An 18,082-nucleotide genomic window follows, 5' to 3' on the forward strand; every position below is an offset into this window, starting at 1 on the left:
GGGCGGCCGGCGAGCGCGCGGGCATACGCCCGGCTCCCGACGCCTTCGACCGCCGGCTGATCGCCCCGATGCTCCTGGGTTCGGTGCTGAACCCGGTCAACTCCTCCATGATCGCGGTGGCCCTCGTCCCGATCGGCACCGCCTTCGGGGCGCCCCCGGCGCAGACCGTCTGGCTGGTCTCGGCGCTCTACCTGGCGACGGCCGTCGGACAGCCCGTCATCGGGCGGCTGGTGGACATGTACGGCCCCCGCCGCCTCTACCTGACCGGTACGGGCCTGGTCGGCGTCGCCGGGCTGCTGGGGGCGCTCGCGCCGTCGCTCGGCGCACTCATCGGGGCGCGGGTGCTGCTCGGTCTCGGGACGTCCGCGGCGTATCCGGCGTCCATGCAGCTCACCCGGCGCGAGGCCGAACGCACCGGGCGGGACAGTCCGGCGGCATCCTCACCGCGCTCGCCGTCGCCAACCAGACGGTGGCCGTGGTCGGCCCCGCCCTCGGCGGTCTGCTCATCGGCGCCGGCGGCTGGCGTGCCGTGTTCACGGTCAACGTGCCGCTCTCGGCGGCCTGCCTGGTCCTCGGCGCCCTGCGGCTGCCCAGGGAGCCGAAGGGAGCGCGGGAGGAGGGCGCCGGGCGTTCCCGGCGGGACATCGACGCGGCGGGCATGGTCCTGTTCGCCTGCACGCTCGTCTCGCTGATGCTGTTCCTCATGGCACCGCGGGCGGACCGCTGGTACCTGCCCGTGCTCGCCGCCGCGGTGGGTGCCGCCTTCGCGGTGCGGGAGCTGCGGGCGGGGCAGCCGTTCATCGACCTGCGCGTGCTGGGCGGCAACACGCCGCTGCTGGCCACGTACGTCCGCCAACTGCTCGGCTACACCACCACGTACGCCTTCATGTACGGCTACACGCAGTGGCTGGAGGAGGGACGCGGGCTCAGCGCCTCGACGGCCGGGCTGGTGCTGCTGCCGCTGTCGGGCGCCGCGCTCGTCGTCTCCACCCTCACCGGACGCCGCGAGGCCGTCCGCGTCAAACTCGTGACCGGTGCCGCCGTCCAGGTCGCCGCCTGCGGCGTCCTGCTGCTGATCGGCTCCCGCAGTCCCCTGTGGCTGCTGCTCGCCGCCGGGGCCGTGATGGGCATCCCCCAGGGGCTGATCGGCCTCGCCAACCAGAACGCGCTCTACCGGCAGGCCGACCCGGCCCGGATCGCCTCGGCCGCCGGACTGCTGCGCACCTTCATGTACCTGGGCGCGCTGGGCGCCTCCGCGGCCACCGCGGGGTACTTCCCGCACCGCGCCGACACGGGCGGGCTGCACGGCCTGGCCCTGTTCATGATCGCCGGTTCGGTGCTGCTCCTGGTGAGCAGCCTCCCGGACCGGTCGCTGGCCCGGCTCACGCCCCGGGACCCCGGGAGCACCTGAAACACCCCACCCCCGGAATCCAGGGAACACCTGAAACACCCGACCCTCTGATCCCCCGCCCCCTGAAACCCCAGAGCCCCGCAATCCCCGTAATCCCCGAAAGCCCGGAAAGGCCTGAACCTCCATGGCGCTCACCGCCCTCGACCCCCGTACCGCCCTCGTGGTCATCGACCTCCAGGCAGGCATCGCCGCCGCGCCGACCGCGCCCCACACGGGCCCCGAAGTGGTCGCGCGCAGCGTGCGGCTCGCCGAGGCGTTCCGCGCCCGGGACCTGCCCGTCGTCCTGGTCCGGGTGTCCTTCGCCGCCGACTTCGCCGACGCCGTGCCCGGCCGTACGGAGGCGGCGCGCTCCGGGGGCGGCAGCCGTCCCGAGGGCTGGGACGTGATCGTGCCCGAACTGGCCGGCCACTCCGGCGACATCACTGTCACCAAGCACAACTGGGGCGCCTTCCACGGCACCGACCTCGATGTGCAGCTGCGCCGCCGCGGGGTGACGCAGATCGTGCTGACCGGCATCGCCACCAGCATCGGCGTGGAGTCCACCGCGCGCGCCGCCCACGAGCACGGCTACCACGTCACGCTGGCCACCGACGCGATGGCGGACATGGACGCGGAGGCGCACCGCGGCAGCGTGGAGCGGATCTTCCCGCGGCTGGGCGAGACGGGCACCACGGACGAGGTGCTCGAACTCCTCGCCAAGACGCACGGCTGAACGGACACGACGACGGGGGTGCGCGGCGCGGGTGCGCCGCACACCCCCGTCGGTCAGGACGGGCCCCTGTGCGCGGGGCGGACGGTCAGTCCTCGCCCCGTACGATGTTCCACTCGCCGCCTCCGTCGCCGCTCCCGCGCCCCGGTTGCGTTCCGCCGAGGTCCCCGACGGCCGGGAGACAGGTGCGCATGCGCTTCTCCCGGGCCCGGCGGGCCCGGGCCCAGCCCGTCTCGACGGGTTGGACGACCGGTTCCTCAGTGATGTGCGCGGTCACGGCTCCTCATCTTCCTTCTGCGTCCGGTGCGGCGGGAGGTCCGGTGCGGACCCCTTCGGTTCCTGGCCGGTCGGGTCCCCGACGGCGCCGGCGGCAAACCCGCCGGCATTAGGTCGGCCGAGGGTCCCCGCAGGTCACCTGCCGCCGGGGCCGCCGCTGCCGAAGGAGCCGCTGGAGCCGGGGTCCCAGCGCGGGCGGTCCTGGTCGTCGCTGCGCCGGGTGCCGGACGAGCCGAGTTCGTGCGGGGTGAGGCGGCGGCCGGTCTCCTCGGCGCGCGGCACCTCGTCGGGTTCGCGTCGCTGCCGGGTCTCGTGGACGGGCCCGGAGTCCGGCAGCGTCGGGTGCTCGCCGCCCCGCGGGGTCCGCGGTTCGCGCTGCTTCACCCTGATGCCGAACCGGACCGCCCAGATGAGCGCGCCGACGATGACGATGGCGCCGACGACGATGACGACGATCCCGAAGACCGACCCGGCGCCCCCGGCTGCTTCGTAACGGGAGGTGTCCATGCGCTTCGGGTACCCGCGGGGGCCAGGCGGATACGTCACGGTGGCACGGTCGCGGAGTCCGGACACGTCACGCTCGCAGGGCCGCGCCGCACCCACCGGCAGCGACGGCGACAGCGGGCGCGCCCACCGCGCGCCCGCCCCCGCCGCAGGGCGCTGCCGCACGGCACGGCCGTTTCCGGCTCCACGGCGGCCCCGGCGCGGTTCAGGAGCCGTCGGGTGCGGCGGTTCCGTCCTGCTCGGCCGAGCGCGCCGCCCGCTCCACGTCGGCCTCGACCCCGTGCCGTGGCCTTCCCTCGTCGTTGGCGTACTCGTTCAGGGCGGTCTGCAGGTCCCGGGCGAGGTCGCGCCAGGCGCGCAGGGCCGTCTCGTACGTCTCGCTCTGGGCGCCGGTCCACCGCTCCTGCGCGGGCGGCCCGTAGGTCGCCCGGAGCTGTTCGACCCGGGTGTGCGCCTCGTCGGCCGCGCGCTGCTTCGCCACAAGCTCTTCGAAGGTGTGTGACACAGCCCAGGACACTAGGCACGGCAGCCGGGCGCACGGCTCAGACCTGCCGTACCGGCGGTGCGGCGCACCCATGTGGCGGGTCGGCGGACGCGCCGGGCGGCCGGGCCGGGCCGCTCACTGCCCGAGCGCCGGTTCGCTCCACGCCTGTTCGCCACCGCTGACGGGCAGCGCGCCCCAGGCGGCCGGGACCGCCTCGACGAGGAGGATGCCGCGTACTGCCAGGCGGGCCGCGTCGGGGTCTTCGGTGACGCCCCACATGCGCAGGACGCGCCGGGTGAAGCGGCGGGCGTGCCGGGCCGCTGGGGCACCACCACACCGTCCAGCTCTCCCGCGGCAGGCGTACGGACAGGCCGTCGCAGCGCATCGGGAGCAGGGCGATGTCGTCGTTGCGGCGGGCGCCGGTGAGCGGTGCGTCGGCGACCGGTCCGAGACGGCCGGGGCCGAGGGCGGCCAGGGCGCGGGCGAGCCGGTCCAGGCCGGCAGTGAGCGCGCCCGTCCTGAGTCCGGCCCGCGCGGTCCTCGGTCCGCGCGCCGCAGCGCCCTCACCGACCACGTCGGCCATTGCGGCGCCTACGGGCCGTGTGCGCAGCCCCTGTGACGGTTCGCGGTTCCGGCGCGGGCCGCCCGGCATCGTTCGAACACCGCTCTTCGAACGTGTCTTGACGCATGCGTTCCGCACGGTGGTCTCGTGACAGACGTGACTGTCGGCGGCCCCCGCCCGGCTGGAAGGCTCGGTGCCGACCAGGGAGGCCCCGGCTGGAAGGCTCGGTGCCGACCAGGGAGGCCAGGAGGGGGGACGGACATGGACCAGCGCTACGAGGTGTACGCGCTCGCCGATCCGCACTTCTACGAGACGCCCGACCGGCTGTCGCAGGAGGGGCGGACCGCCACGCCGCTGTACGAGACGGCCCGGCGCGCGGTACCGCGGGGGTGGGAGTCGACCCGCACCGGCGACTGGCTGACGCTGACCCCGCTCGGCGCGGACGGCCGCCCGGCTCCCGGGCCGGCGCAGGGATGGAAGATCCACGCGTCGGCCACCCGCGACAACGCCGAACGGATCGCCGCGATCGTCTGGGACTACTGCGTGCCGCGCCGGATCCCCTTCAAGTTCGTCCCCGGCCCGCATCTGCTGCACCTGCGGAACACGAAGTACGCGGCGCGCGACACCAGCGGCAAGTTCGTCACCGTCTACCCGGAGGGCGAGGAGCAGCTGCACCAGGTGCTGCGCGAGCTGGGCGCGCTGCTGGAGGGCTTCGAGGGGCCGTACATCCTGACCGACCTGCGCTGGGGCGACGGCCCGCTCTACGTCCGCTACGGCGCGTTCGCGCGGGCCTTCGTCGTCGACGAACGCGGTTCACTGGTGCCCGCGGTGCGCGACGGCGAGGGGCGTCTGGTGCCGGACCGTCGGGCGCCGTCCTTCCAGGTGCCCGCCTGGGTGACGCTGCCCGCGTTCCTGGAGCCGCACCTGGCGGCGCGCAACACCACGACGGTCGGCGAACTGCCGTACCGCATCGAGAAGGCGCTGCACTTCTCCAACGGCGGCGGTGTCTACACGGGCACCGACACGCGGGACGGCCGCCGGGTGGTCCTCAAGGAGGGCCGGCCGCACGCGGGTCTCGCCGCGGACGGCGCCGACGCCGTGATGCGGCTGGAACGCGAGAAGAACGCCCTGGAACGGCTCGCCGGGACCGGGGTCGTGCCGGAGGTGCGGGACTGGTTCACCCTCGGGGAGCACCGCTTCCTCGTCATGGACTTCGTCGAGGGGCGGCCGCTCAACTCCTACTTCGGCGACCGGCACCCGCTGCTCACCCCGGACCCCGACCCGCGGGCCGTCGCCGCGTACACGGCGTGGGCGCTGCGGGTGCACGCCGCGGTGGAGCGGGCCGTGGCCGCGGTGCACGCCCGCGGGATCGTCTTCAACGACCTGCACGTGTTCAACATCGTCGTCGGGCCGGACGACGAGTCGGTGCACCTGCTGGACTTCGAGGCCGCCGCGCCGGCCGAGGAGGACGGCCGGCAGGTCGTCGCCCACCCGGGCTTCTTCGCCCCGCCGGACCGCACCGGACCCGACGTGGACCGCTACGCCCTGGCCTGCCTGCGGCTCGCCCTGTTCCTGCCGGTGACCACGCTCTTCGTGATCGACCGGGGCAAGGCGGCCCACCTGGCCCAGGTGATCGCCGAGCAGTTCCCGGACATCCCCGGGGACTTCCTCGACGAAGCCGTGGCGGAGATCACCCGCGACGGCGGCGCACCCCGCGCCGGCCGGGACGCCGACGCCGGCCACGACCGCCGCGCCGGCCACGGGTGGACCGGGAGCGCGGGCCCGAGGGGGGCGACAACGGGAGCCGCCTTCCCGGCGGGGCGCGGTACGCCCTCGTACCGGGACCCGGCGGACTGGCCCGCGAGCCGCGACTGGATGGTCGAGGCCCTGCTCGCCTCGGCGACGCCGGACCGCGAGGACCGGCTCTTCCCCGGGGACATCGCGCAGTTCACCGACGGCGGCGGCCTCGGCCTCGCGCACGGCGCGGCCGGAGTCCTGTACGCACTGGCCGAATCGGGGGCCGGGCGCTACGAGGAGGGCGAACGCTGGCTGCTCGCGCGGACCGCGTCCGCGCCACCGGGCACACCCTTCGGCCTCTACGACGGTCTCGCGGGCGTCGCGCACGTCCTGGACCGGCTCGGCCACCGCGGGCGCGCCCTGGACCTCGTCGAGGGCATCCTGCGCGAGCGCTGGCAGAAACTCGCCTCCGACCTGCGCGGCGGCCTGGCCGGCCTGGGCCTGGTCCTCGGCTCCCTGGCCCGCGCGACGGGCGAGACGGAGCTGCGCGAGCGGGCCGCGGAGGCGGCGCACCTGCTTACCGCCCGGCTCGCCGAGCCCCGCCCGGACACGCCCCGGCGGCGGGCCGGGCTGCTGCGCGGCGCGAGCGGAGTCGCGCTGTTCCTGCTGCGGCAGTACGAGTGGACCGGCGAACGCACGCTGCTCGAGGCCGCCGCCGTCGCGCTCCGCCGCGACCTGGAGCAGTGCGTGGTGCAGCCGAGCGGCGGCGGCCTGGAGGTCGACGAGGGCTGGCGCACCCTGCCGTACCTGGGCGACGGCAGCGCGGGCATCGGCATGGTCCTGGACGACTACCTCGCGCACGCGCCGGACGAGGAGTTCACCCGCGCCCGCGACGCCGTCCTCACCGCCGCCACCTCCCGCTTCTACGCCCAGCCCGGCCTCTTCCAGGGCCGCGCCGGAATGATCCTGCACCTCAGCCGCACCACGGCACCCGGCGCCACCCCGAAGCGGCTGGCCGCCCAGGTCGACGCCCTCGGCTGGTACGCGATGGCGTACGAGGGCGGGCTCGCCTTCCCCGGACACCAGATGATGCGGCTGTCCATGGACCTCGCCACCGGAACGGCCGGCTGCCTGATCGCGCTCGCGGCGGCACTCGACGGCGAGGCCCGGGCCGCCCTGCCGTTCCTGCCCCACCCGGCCGCGGCTCAGGCGGCCCCCACAGACGCGGCTCCGTGATCGACGGAGTCGTGACCCGACCCCCGTCCCCGACGTGGGAACCGACCGAAGCCCCGGCACCGTCCGGGGCCGACCGAAAGGACACAGCATGGCACTGCTCGACCTGCAGACGATGGAGTCCGACGAGATCCACGGCGGTGGCGGCGGCGCCAGCACGGCCAGCCTGCTGTCGTGCGTCAGCGCGGTGAGCGTCCTGCTCTGCCTCTGACCCGCACCGTCCGACCAACGGCTCCGGGCGGTCGTCCTCCCCTCGCGGGAGCGCGACCGCCCGGGGTCCGTTCCGCGTGAGAACGCGGTCCGTTCCGTGTGAGAACGCGGTCCGTTCCGCGTGAGAACCCGGTCCGTTCCGCGTGAGAACCCGGTCCGTTCCGCGTGAGAACGCGGTCCGTTGCGTGTGAGAGGCGAGGCAGAGGATGCCAGGCAGCACCCGTAGCCATGGCCGGGGCCACAGCCGGCGCCCCGCCCGTACCCGTGGCCGCAGGCGTGGGACGGCGCCGCCGGGCCCCGCCGGCGGCGTCCGGCCGGTGACCACCCGTACGCTGCTGCGCTCGGCCGTGCGCCACGGCGCGGGGCGCTGCGTCGCCCTGGGCCTGGTGAGCACGGCCGCGGCCGGCGCCGGACTGCTGCTGCCCGCCGTACTGGGCCGCACCCTGGACCTGCTGCTGAGCCGGGCACCGGCGGGCCGCTGGGTCGGTTGCTCCGTCGGTCTGCTGGCCCTGCTCACCGTCCTCGACATGGCCGAGACCGTGCTCGACGGCACCACCGGCGCCCGTGCGACGGCGTGGCTGCGCCTGCGGCTGACCGGACACGTCCTGGCCCTCGGGCCGCGCGCCACCGCCCGTTTCGGCTCCGGTGAACTCGTCGCCCGGCTCGTGGGCAGCGCCGCCCAGGCGGGCACCGCGCCCACCTCGATCGCCGCGGCCGTCGCGGCGGTGGCCGGACCGGTCGGCGCCGTGGTGGCGCTCGGCCTCCTCGACGTGTGGCTTGCGGTCGTGTTCCTGACCGGCGCGCCGCTGCTCGCGCTGCTGCTGCGGGCCTTCACCCGCGACGCCTCACAGTGCGTGACGCGCTACCAGGAGGTGCAGGGGCGGATCGCCTCGGCGCTCGCGGAGGCCGTGGGCGGTGCCCGCACGATCCGGGCGGCCGGCACGGCGGGCCGGGAAACGGCACGGATCCTGCGCCCCCTGCCCGAACTGTCCCGGGCGGGCCACCGCATGTGGCGCGCGCAGGCGCGGGCCGCCGCGCGGGCCGTCGCAGTGGCCCCGCTGCTGCACCTCGGTGTCGTCGCCGTCGCCGGGCTGCTGCTCGCCCGGCACCGGCTGACCGTGGGCGACGTCCTGGCCGCCTCCCGCTACGCGGTCCTCGCCAGCGGCATCGGCGCGCTGGTCGGGCAGCTCGCGGCGCTGGTACGGGCCCGAGCGGCTGCCGGCCGCCTCGCCGAGGTCCTGGCCGAGCCGGCCCCCGCCCACGGCGGGCGCCGGCTGCCGCCGGGGCCGGGGCGCCTGGAGCTGCGCGGCGTCACGGCACGGCGTGGCGGCCGTACGGTGCTCCACGGCGTCGACCTCACCGTGCCCGGCGGCACGACACTCGCCGTGGTCGGCCGCTCCGGCTCCGGCAAGTCCCTGCTCGCCGCCCTCGCCGGGCGCCTGTGCGACCCGGACGCCGGAGAGGTGCTGCTGGACGGGGTGCCGCTGCGCGAACTGACCCACGCCGACCTGCGGGGCGCCGTCTGCCACGCCTTCGAACGGCCCGTCCTGATCGGGGCGACCGTCGAGGACGCCATCGGCCTCGGCCCGGTCGCGCGCTCCCCCGAGCGGATCCGGCAGGCGGCCCGCACCGCCCGCGCGGACGACTTCGTCCGCCGCCTGCCCGACGGCTACGCGACCGCCCCGGCCGACGCGCCCCGCTCGGGCGGCGAGTCCCAGCGGCTGGGTCTGGCCCGCGCGTTCGCCCACGACGGCCGGCTCCTCGTCCTCGACGACGCCCTCTCCAGCCTGGACACCGTCACGGAGCACCACATCACCCACGCCCTCGCGCAGGGCTGTGGCCACACCACCCGCCTCGTCGTCGCCCACCGCGCGGCGACCGCGGCACGCGCCGACACGGTCGCCTGGCTGGACGAGGGGCGCGTACGGGCTGTGGGCACGCATGCCCGGTTGTGGCGGCAGGAGGGGTACCGGCGCGTGTTCGGGGAGGCGGAGGAGAAGCGCGTGTTCGGGGAGGCGGAGGAGAAGGAGGAGGACGACAGGCCAGGTGCCGTGGCCCCGGGCGCGGGGGCGGACGGGCCGGCTCAGGGGGCCCGGTCGTGAGCGCGGAGCGGGGCGGGCGCCCGGGCACGTCCGGCGCGGACGCAACCGGCGTGGGCACGCCTGTGCGCCCGCCGGCCACGGCGAGCGGTGCGTACCGGCGCGGCCTCGCTTTCCTGCGCGCCCGGTGGCGGGATCTGATCCGGCTGGGCGGGTGGTCCGTGCTGGAGACGGGGCAGACGTTCCTGCTCGGCTACGCGCCGGCCCGCGCCCTGGACTCCGGGTTCCTGGCGGGGCGGACGGGGGTCGGGCTGGCCTGGCTGGGGGTCGCCGGGGCCGGCGTCCTCCTCGGCGCGTACGGCACGGGACGGGTCTACCGTTCGGTCGCCGCGCTGGTCGAGCCGCTGCGGGACCGGCTCGTGGAGCGGGTCGTGGCGCGCGGGGTGCGGGAGGCGGACGGCGGTGCCCTGTCCGGGCTCACCCAGCAGGTGGAGATCGCGCGCGACACCTTCGCCGGGCTGGTGCTCGTCTCCCGGTCGTTCGTGGTCGCCGCGGCCGGCGCCGTCGTCGGCCTGTTCTCGCTGGCGCCGCCGCTCGTACCGGTGGTCGTGCCGCCGCTGGTCGCCGCGATCGCCCTGTTCGCGGTGACGCTGCGTCCGCTCGCCCTGCGCCAGGAGGCGTACCTCGCCGCCGACGAACTTCTCGCGGAGCGGCTGGGCGAGGTGTGCCCGGGGCTGCGGGACGTGACGGCCTTCGGTGCGGAGGCGCGGGTCGCGGCCAGTCTCGCCGAGTGCGTCGAGGCCGAGCGGCGGGCGGCGGGCGCGCTGGCCCGGTGGGGTGTCCTGCGGGTGACGGCGCTCGCCGTGGGCGGTCACGCGCCGGTCGTCCTGCTCCTGGTCGCCGCGCCGTGGCTGCTGGACCACGACGTGAGGCCCGGCGCGCTGGTGGGTGCCCTCGCCTACGTGACCCAGTCGCTCCTGCCGGCCCTGCAGAACCTGATCCACGGCCTGGGCGCCGGCGGCGCCCGCCTGACGGTGGTCCTGCGCCGCCTCGCCCCGGACAGCCCGGACAGCCGGGACAGCCGGGACAGCCGGGACAGCCGGGACAGCCGGGACAGCCGGGACAGCCGGGACAGCCGGGACAGCCGGTGTAACGACCCGGCCGTCCCTCACGGTACGGAACCGGGCCCCGCACCCGCCGCCCCCTGCGCCACGGAACCCGCACCCCGGCCCGTGCCCGGCTCAGGAACCGCCCCCGCACTCGCCCTCGCCTCCGTCACCTTCGCCTACGGCCCGCACAGCGAACCCGTGGTGCGGGACCTCGACCTCGTCGTCCCGCACGGCGCTCACCTGGCCGTCGTCGGGCCGAGCGGGATCGGCAAGTCGACGCTCACCTCGCTGGTCGCCGGGCTGCTGGAACCGGCGGCCGGGAAGATCGAGGTGTACGGGCGCCGGGTCCCGGGGTCCGGCGCCGCCGCGTGCCGGGTGCTGATCCCGCAGGAGGCGTACGTCCACACGGGGACGCTCCGGGAGAACCTCTCCCACCTGCGCCCCGCCCCGGTCCCCCCGGACGAGTTGCTCGCCGCGGCCGAGACGGTCGGACTGGCCCCGCTCCTGCGCCGCCTGGGCGGCCCCGAGGCCCTGGTCGACCCGGCGGCGCTGTCGGCGGGCGAGCGTCAGCTGATCGCGCTGACCCGGGCGTACCTGTCGTACGCCCCGCTCGTCCTGCTCGACGAGGCGACCTGCCACCTGGACCCGGACGCCGAGGCCCGCGCGGAGCGCGCCTTCGCCGCCCGGCCGGGGAGCACTCTGGTGGTGGTGGCCCACCGGGTGAGTTCGGCGCGCCGCGCGGACCGCGTGCTGGTCATGGACGGCCGGGACACCTCGTACGGGACCCACGAGGAGCTGCTGCGGGGCTGCGGGCTCTACCGGGAGCTGGTCGGCGGCTGGGCGCCCCCCGGTTCACAGCCAGCCCTCCCCCTGCGAGATGCGGATGGCGTCGATGCGGTTGCGGGCGCCGGTCTTGCGGGTGATGGCCGCCATGTAGTTGCGCACGGTCCCGTGGGACAGGTGCAGGCTCCCGGCGATCTCGGCGACGGAGGCCCCCTGGGCGGCCAGTGAGAGCACACTCAGCTCGCGCCGGGTCAGCGGCATCTCGGCGGCCTTGAGGAAGCCGAGGCCCAGCGACTCGTCGACGAAACGTTCCCCCGCGGCGACGCGCCGGATGCCCCGCACCAGGCGGTCCGGTGACCCCTTCTTGTCGACGTATCCGAGCGCCCCGGCCTCGATGGCCTGCCGTAACAGCCCGGGCCGGTCCGCCGTGGTGAGCACCAGCAGACGCGGCGGCCTGCGGCCCGCCTCGCGCGGACACAGCTCGGCCAGTGGCACGGGCCCGCGCGCCCGCGTGTGGTCGAGGTCGGCGGCGCACACGTCCGGCCGCACCGTCCTCGCCTGCGCCGGCGCGCCGCGCCACGGCGTCTCGTAGACCCCCAGGTCGGGCTCCCGGCGCAGCCACTCCGCCATGACCGATCTCACCAGACACGCGTCGTGCACCAGAAGTATCCGGATCACTGCCACCCCTTCGGTTCGCCCCTGCGCCGCTTCTCGTGATGATGGTGTGCGCGTGCCCAATTGTTGGGGGCGCGGACGCCCCCGGGGCGCGGAGAATTGGCCAACGCGGGGCGCGGGGGCGCACTCGCGGCGGCCGTCCGCCGCTACGCGCCCCAAGTCAGTGGGCATGAGCCGCGCCGCGCGGGGTACACGGGGCGCCCGACCGAGTCCCTTCCGCCCCGCTCGCCGTGCGGGGCGGACCGCCAGGGGAGAGCCTGGGTTCCCGGAAACCGTGGCGCGGCCCCGCGAGGAGGTGGTCGGCGTGTCCGACGGGCGGACGTCCGGACAGCCCCCGATGGCCGCCACCGGGCCCGTCGGCCGCCCCCTGCTGTCCCTGGCGCTCGCCGCCATGCTGGACGAGGTCCACGCGCACTCGGGCGCGGTGTACCTGCTGGCACCGGACCAGCCGGTGCTGGAGATGGCCGTGATGGCGGGCATGCCGCGGGCGTTCGCGGCGCCCTGGGAGCGGGTCGGGCTGAGCGCGCCCATCCCGGTCGCCCAGGCCGTGCGCGAGCGGCGGCTGATCTGGGTCGGCGGCGAGGAGGAGATGGCCCGCCGCTATCCGCGGATCGCCGTGGTGCTGCCGTACCCCTTCGCCCTGGCCGCGCTGCCGCTGGCCACCGGTGCGAACGCGTACGGGGCGGTCTTCGTGACCTGGCCGGACGCCCATCCGCCGGTGCTGTCCGACTGGGAGCGCGAGCACCTGAGCGCGGCCTGCGACCGGCTCGCGCTGCGGCTGGAGCGGGCGGCGGCGGAACAGCGCCCCGTACTCCCGGAGCCCGACCTGCTGGCCGCACCGCCCGCCGGTGGCGTGGCCGGCGCGCTCGGTTCGGTGGAGGCGGCCCGCATGACGGCCCGGCTGCCGTACGGGCTCGCCTCGCTCGACCTGCACGGCCGGGTCTCCTTCGCCAACCCGGCCGCGGCCGAGCTGCTCGGGCTGCCCGTCGCCGAGCTGCTGGGCACCCGGCTGTGGGCGTCGGTGCCGTGGCTGAACGACCCGATGTACGAGGACCGCTACCGCGCCGCGCTGCTCAGCCAGCACGTCACCTCCTTCGTGGCGCTGCGCCCGCCCGGTGAGTGGCTGTCGTTCCGGATGTATCCGAGCACCACCGGGCTGAGCGTGCGGATCAGCCGGGCCCGCGCGGTCGCCGAGCTGGACCGGCCTGCGCCCCGGCCCGGGGAGAGTCCGTCGCCGGCCGGCCTGGTGACGATCTCGCGGGTGCTGGGGCTGGCCGGGGCGCTGACCGAGGCGGTGGGCGTGCAGGACGTGGTGCGGCTGGTCGCGGACGAGATCGTGCCGGCCGTCGGCAGCCGGGCCCTGATGATCCTCGGTTCCCAGTCGGGGCGGCTGCACGTGCTCGGTCACCGCGGTTATCCGAACCTGCGGGCCGTCGAGCAGTTCCACGGCACACCGCTCACGGCGCCGACCCCGAGCACCCGGGTGCTGTCGACCGGGGTGCCCGCCTTCTTCGAGTCGCGTCGGCAGCTGGAACGGCTCTACCCGGTGCGGCAGCCGGTGCGCGACGGCTTCGCGGCCTGGGCGTACCTGCCGCTCATCGCGTCCGGCCGCCCGGTGGGCACGTGCGTGCTCTCCTACGCCCACCCGCACCCCTTCCCCGCGGACGAGCGGGCCGTCCTGACGAGCCTGGGCGGCCTGATCGCCCAGGCACTGGAACGGGCCCGGCTCTACGACGCCAAGCACCGGCTCGCCCACGGTCTGCAGCAGGCGCTGCTGCCCCGCTCGCTGCCCCGGCTGCCGGGCTTCGAGGCGGCCGCACGCTATCTGCCGGCCACGCAGGGGATGGAGATCGGCGGCGACTTCTACGACCTGGTGCCCACCCGGCCGCTGGCCGCGGCCGTGATCGGGGACGTGCAGGGGCACAACGTGACCGCCGCCGGGCTGATGGGGCAGCTGCGCACGGCGGTCCGCGCGTACACCACGGTCGGCCAGGAGCCGCAGGAGGTCATGGCGAGCACGAACCGGCTGCTGATGGAGCTGGGCGTCGAACTGTTCGCCAGCTGCCTGTACCTGCGGCTGGACCCGGCCGACGGCTGCGCCGTGATGTCCCGGGCCGGGCACCCGCCGCCGTTGCTGCGCCGGCCGGACGGGCGGGTGCGCGTGCTCGACCTCGCCGGGGGGCCGCTGCTGGGCATCGACGCGGCGGCGACGTACCCCACGACGCGGGTCGGCCTCTCCCCCGGTTCGGTCCTCGTCCTCTACACGGACGGGCTCGTCGAGTCGCCCGGTACGGACATCGAGGACGCGCTCGCCGAGCTGGGGCAGCGGCTCGGCGAGGCCGGGGACCTCCCGCTGGGCCGGCTGGCCGACCTCCTCGTGGAGCACAGCTCGGCGGCGCGGGAGCGGATCGACGACGTGGCGGTGCTGCTGCTGCGCGCCCGCGGGGACGACTGAGGTGCGGCGTGCGGCACCGGGAAGGCGCTCACATTCGGCGACGGGGCGATGACGGTGGGTAGGTGAACCCACCCGCGCAGGAAGCGGAACGCGTGCTTCAGCGAATCTGCACAGTGCGTGCCCAGTGAGGTCACCGGGCGGCGCGGATCTGCACAACCGCGCGCCCCCGGTGGCGCGTTTGGCGCGGAGTGCCGGATTCCGCGCCGGCTCGGCAAGAGCAGGGGTGAGCCGATGCCGTGCGGCTTGTGAAGAAGTGACCGGCAAGTCGTGCCCGGACATGCACGGATGAGGGCGTCGGCGCGGAAAGTTCCCTGGTGAGAGGCCTGGTCGAGTGGATGCGCCGGTTCCCGCCGTGCTTTGATCCATCGCACCGCGGGGCCCGCCGGACGCTTGCCACAGCGACGGCCGGCTGCCCCCGCTCGCGGCCTTCCGTCTGTCCGCAGCGGAAGCCGCTCCTCCAGTGAGAAGCCATACGAAGGGAAGTTCCAGCATGAACTCCACCCCCCAGGTCGAGACCGTCGAGATCTCGGACGCCGACCTCGACAACGTCTCGGGCGGTCTGTCCCTGAACGCCGTCGGCACCGTCACCGGCCTGGTGGACGGCGTCGCCCCGGTGTCCGGCCTGGTCGACACGGCCGTCGGCACCGTCGAGGGTGTGACCGGCCTGAACACCGCCCCGGTCACCAACCTGGTCGCCGGTCTCTGAGCGCTCCGCGCCGTGCCGGGTCCCGGAACCGTCCGCGGTTCCGGGACTCCCGGGTGCCCGGATGCGCGGGTGCCCGCACGCCAGGGCGTCCGGGCGCCTTGGACCAGCCGTACCGAAAGACCGCCCCGCACAGGCCTCTGCCACAGGTGAGGGAAGTTCCGTGCAGTTCCGCCAACAGGCCCTCGCCAAGCTCCGGTCGCCGGAGGAGCTCGACCTCCCGGTCCGGCTCGCCCGCCCCCGGGGCCGGCTCGTGCTGGGCGTCGTGCTCGTCGTCATGGCCGCCGCCTGCGCGTGGGCGGTCACCGGCTCCGTGGCCTCCACCGTCTCCGCGCCCGCCGTCCTGACCCACGGGCAGGGCAGCTACGTCCTGCAGAGCCCGGTCGCGGGCCAGGTCACCGGAGTCCTCGTCAAGGAGGGCGAACGCGTCCCGGCGAACTCGCCCGTGCTGAAGGTACGCACCGACCGGGGCGAGTCGGCCGTCCGCACGGTCGCCGCCGGCCGGATCACCGCGCTGGCCGCGACGATCGGCCAGATCGTCCGCACCGGCGCGGACGTCGCCGTCGTCGAGCAGGTGGCCCGCACCACCGACCCGCTGGTCGCGACGGTGTACGTGCCCGCGCAGAACGCCGCGGCCGTCCCCGCCGGCGCCGCCGTCGACCTGACCGTCTCCACCGTGCCCGCCGAGCGGTACGGCGTGCTGCGCGGCCGGGTGGCCTCGGTGGACCGCTCGGCCCAGTCCGCGCAGCAGATCGCCGCCTACCTCGGGGACAGCAGGCTGGGCGAGGAGTTCACCCGCCAGGGACGTCCGGTCGCCGTCCTCGTGCGCCTCCTCGACTCGCCCGCCACGAAGAGCGGTTACCGGTGGTCGTCCGCCGGCGGGCCGCCGTTCCGGCTCGACTCCATGACCTCGGCCACGGCCTCGATCCGGCTGGCCGACCAGCGTCCCGTCGACTGGCTGCTGCCGTGACCGGCGCCGGCCAGGCCCGCGGCCGACGGCGCGCCGCCCCGCCGCGGCGTCCGGTCCCCCGGGGGCGGACCCGCACGGTCCGTACGCCCACCGTGCTCCAGATGGAGGCCGTGGAGTGCGGCGCCGCCGCGCTCGCCATGGTCCTCGGCCACCACGGCCGCCACGTCCCGCTGGAGGAACTGCGCATCGCCTGCGGGGTCTCCCGCGACGGCTCGCGGGCGAGCAACCTCCTGAAGGCGGCGCGCGGTTACGGCCTGACGGCCAAGGGCATGCAGATGGACACCGCCGCCCTCGCCGAAGTGGCGGCACCGGCCGTCCTGTTCTGGGAGTTCAACCACTACGTCGTCTACGACGGCATGGGCCGCCGCCTCGGCCGCCGCGGGGTGTACGTCAACGACCCCGGCAAGGGCCGCCGCTTCGTGCCCATGGAGGACTTCGACAGCAGCTTCACCGGTGTGGTGCTGGTCCTGGAGCCGGGCGAGGGCTTCACCCGCGGCGGGCGCAGGCCGGGTGTGCTGGGCGCACTGCCCGCCCGGCTGCGCGGCACCGCGGGCACGCTGCCCGCGGCCGTGCTGGCGAGCCTGCTCCTGGTGCTGGTCGGCGCGGCGGTGCCCGCGCTCAGCCGCACCTACATCGACACGTACCTGATCGGCGGTCAGAGCGCGCTGCTGGGCGTGCTGTTCGCGTCGATGGGCGCGTGCGTCGCGCTCACGGTCGTCCTCACCTGGTTGCAGCAGACCAACCTGCTGCACGGCCGCATCGTCTCCTCCACGCTGTCGAGCGCCCGTTTCCTGCGCCACCTGCTGCGGCTGCCGGTGACCTTCTTCGCCCAGCGCAGCCCGGCCGACCTGGTGCAGCGGCTGCAGTCCAACGACGCGGTGGCGGAGACACTGGCCCGCGACCTGTCCGCGGCGGGCGTCGACGCGATCGTCGTCGTGCTCTACGCCGTGCTGCTGTACACCTACGACCCGCAGCTGACCTTCGTCGGCATCGGTGTGGCCCTGCTGAACGTGGTGGCGATGCGGGTGGTGGTGCGGCTGCGCGCGACCCGGACGGCGAAGCTGCGCGCGGACACCGCGCGGCTGACCAACACCGCCTACACCGGGCTCCAGTCGATCGAGACGATGAAGGCGACCGGCGGTGAGGACGGCTACTTCCGCACCTGGGCCGGGCAGCACGCCACGACGCTGGAGGAGCAGCAGCGGCTCGGGGTGCCGAGCGCCTGGCTGGGCGTGGTGGCGCCGACGCTGGCCACGCTGAACAGCGCGCTGATCCTGTGGATCGGCGGTCTGCGGGCGGTGGAGGGGCACATCTCGGTGGGTCTGCTGGTCGCCTTCCAGGCGCTGGTGACCCGCTTCACGGCGCCGCTGACCCGCCTCAACGGCGTCGCGGGCCGGATCCAGGACTTCGCGGCCGACGTGGCCCGGCTCAAGGACGTGGAGAGCTTCCGCGCCGACCCGCTGCACGCCCGCCCCGGCACCGGTGGTTCCACGCGCCGGCTGCGCGGCCAGGTGGAGCTGCGCAACGTCTCCTTCGGCTACAGCCCGCTGGACGAGCCGCTGCTGCGGGGGTTCGACCTGAGCGTGGGCCCGGGGCAGCAGGTCGCGCTGGTGGGCGGCTCGGGCAGCGGGAAGTCGACGGTCTCCCGGCTGATCTCCGGGCTCTACACGCCGTGGGAGGGCGTGATCCGCCTCGACGGCCGCCACCTCGCGGACATCCCGCGCGGGGCGCTGGCGGCCTCGGTGTCCTTCGTCGACCAGGACGTCTTCCTCTTCGAGGGCACGGTCCGCGACAACGTGGCCCTGTGGGACCCGTCGATCCCGGACGACGCCGTGCTGGAGGCGCTGCGCGACGCCGCGCTGCACGACACGGTGATGCGCAGGCCCGGCGGCATTCACAGCCGCGTGGAGCAGGACGGGCGGAACTTCTCCGGCGGGCAGCGCCAGCGCCTGGAGATCGCGCGGGCGCTGGTGCGCCGGCCCAGCATCCTCGTGCTCGACGAGGTGACGAGCGCGCTGGACGCGGAGACCGAGCAGGTCGTCATGGACAACCTGCGGCGCCGCGGCTGCGCCTGCGTGGTGATCGCGCACCGGCTGTCCACCGTGCGGGACAGCGACGAGATCGTCGTACTGGAGCGCGGCACGGTCGTCGAACGCGGGCGGCACGAGGAACTGGTGGCGCGCGGCGGCGCCTACGCGGCGCTGGTCAGGGAGCGGTGAGGG

The 18,082-nt window shown here is 75.5% G+C and carries 12 protein-coding genes and 3 pseudogenes; 10 read left to right on the forward strand and 5 right to left on the reverse strand.

Translation table 11 applies throughout. The features are described 5' to 3' along the window. The first annotated feature begins 68 nt into the window (after positions 1 to 68). Both AB0G56_RS01320 and AB0G56_RS01325 read left to right on the forward strand, forming a co-directional pair. Positions 69 to 1,411, forward strand: a pseudogene (locus tag AB0G56_RS01320) (MFS transporter). Positions 1,412 to 1,535: 124 nt separating this feature from the next. Beyond that, positions 1,536 to 2,123, forward strand: coding sequence for a hydrolase (locus AB0G56_RS01325; protein ID WP_360961748.1), 588 nt, complete (start codon positions 1,536 to 1,538; stop codon positions 2,121 to 2,123). Positions 2,124 to 2,208: 85 nt separating this feature from the next. Here AB0G56_RS01325 and AB0G56_RS01330 read toward each other — a convergent pair whose 3' ends face one another. From AB0G56_RS01330 to AB0G56_RS01345, 4 genes and pseudogenes are all read right to left on the reverse strand, one after another. Next, entirely contained in the window at positions 2,209 to 2,397 is a 189-nt protein-coding gene (locus AB0G56_RS01330) for a hypothetical protein (RefSeq protein ID WP_360961751.1), read from the reverse strand. A 134-nt stretch (positions 2,398 to 2,531) separates the two neighbouring features. After that, entirely contained in the window at positions 2,532 to 2,903 is a 372-nt protein-coding gene (locus AB0G56_RS01335; protein ID WP_360961754.1) for a DUF6479 family protein, read from the reverse strand. A 202-nt stretch (positions 2,904 to 3,105) separates the two neighbouring features. Then, positions 3,106 to 3,405 carry a hypothetical protein gene (locus AB0G56_RS01340; protein ID WP_360961757.1) on the reverse strand — a complete coding sequence of 100 codons (300 nt, stop codon included), beginning with the start codon at positions 3,403 to 3,405 and terminating at the stop codon, positions 3,106 to 3,108. 114 nt (positions 3,406 to 3,519) lie between these two features. Further along, a pseudogene (locus tag AB0G56_RS01345) lies at positions 3,520 to 3,883 on the reverse strand (PAS sensor protein); the annotation flags it as partial. Positions 3,884 to 4,207: 324 nt separating this feature from the next. Between AB0G56_RS01345 and lanKC the strand changes: the two are divergent. The 4 genes and pseudogenes from lanKC to AB0G56_RS01365 form a co-directional block, all read left to right on the forward strand. Beyond that, a complete protein-coding gene (gene lanKC / locus AB0G56_RS01350) occupies positions 4,208 to 6,919 on the forward strand; it encodes a class III lanthionine synthetase LanKC (RefSeq protein WP_360961760.1) in 2,712 nt (903 codons plus the stop codon). Positions 6,920 to 7,007: 88 nt separating this feature from the next. Beyond that, complete coding sequence (locus AB0G56_RS01355) at positions 7,008 to 7,127, forward strand: SapB/AmfS family lanthipeptide (RefSeq protein ID WP_360961763.1); 120 nt, start codon at positions 7,008 to 7,010, stop codon at positions 7,125 to 7,127. Positions 7,128 to 7,443: 316 nt separating this feature from the next. Next, the gene (locus AB0G56_RS01360) at positions 7,444 to 9,228 is read left to right on the forward strand and encodes an ABC transporter ATP-binding protein (protein WP_360961766.1); all 1,785 of its coding nucleotides are present in this window, start codon (positions 7,444 to 7,446) and stop codon (positions 9,226 to 9,228) included. Positions 9,229 to 10,475: 1,247 nt separating this feature from the next. Then, positions 10,476 to 10,847 (forward strand): annotated as a pseudogene (locus tag AB0G56_RS01365) (ATP-binding cassette domain-containing protein); the annotation flags it as partial. Positions 10,848 to 11,126: 279 nt separating this feature from the next. Here the strand turns inward: AB0G56_RS01365 and AB0G56_RS01370 are convergent. After that, positions 11,127 to 11,735, reverse strand: coding sequence for a response regulator transcription factor (locus AB0G56_RS01370; RefSeq protein ID WP_360961769.1), 609 nt, complete (start codon positions 11,733 to 11,735; stop codon positions 11,127 to 11,129). 292 nt (positions 11,736 to 12,027) lie between these two features. Here AB0G56_RS01370 and AB0G56_RS01375 point away from each other — a divergent pair, with 292 nt between their 5' ends. The 4 genes from AB0G56_RS01375 (at position 12,028) to AB0G56_RS01390 (ending at position 18,079) form a co-directional block, all read left to right on the forward strand. Beyond that, positions 12,028 to 14,187, forward strand: a complete 2,160-nt coding sequence (locus AB0G56_RS01375; RefSeq protein ID WP_360962228.1) for a SpoIIE family protein phosphatase — start codon at positions 12,028 to 12,030, stop codon at positions 14,185 to 14,187. 490 nt (positions 14,188 to 14,677) lie between these two features. After that, positions 14,678 to 14,893, forward strand: coding sequence for a type A2 lantipeptide (locus AB0G56_RS01380; RefSeq protein ID WP_360961772.1), 216 nt, complete (start codon positions 14,678 to 14,680; stop codon positions 14,891 to 14,893). A gap of 160 nt (positions 14,894 to 15,053) precedes the next feature. Continuing rightward, the gene (locus AB0G56_RS01385; protein WP_360961774.1) at positions 15,054 to 15,860 is read left to right on the forward strand and encodes an HlyD family efflux transporter periplasmic adaptor subunit; all 807 of its coding nucleotides are present in this window, start codon (positions 15,054 to 15,056) and stop codon (positions 15,858 to 15,860) included. After that, complete coding sequence (locus AB0G56_RS01390; RefSeq protein ID WP_360961777.1) at positions 15,857 to 18,079, forward strand: NHLP family bacteriocin export ABC transporter peptidase/permease/ATPase subunit; 2,223 nt, start codon at positions 15,857 to 15,859, stop codon at positions 18,077 to 18,079. Before AB0G56_RS01385 ends, AB0G56_RS01390 begins: the two co-directional genes overlap by 4 nt. Positions 18,080 to 18,082: the final 3 nt, after the last annotated feature.

Origin of the sequence: Streptomyces sp. NPDC021356, from assembly GCF_040641015.1 — a bacterium.
Classification (GTDB): domain Bacteria; phylum Actinomycetota; class Actinomycetes; order Streptomycetales; family Streptomycetaceae; genus Streptomyces.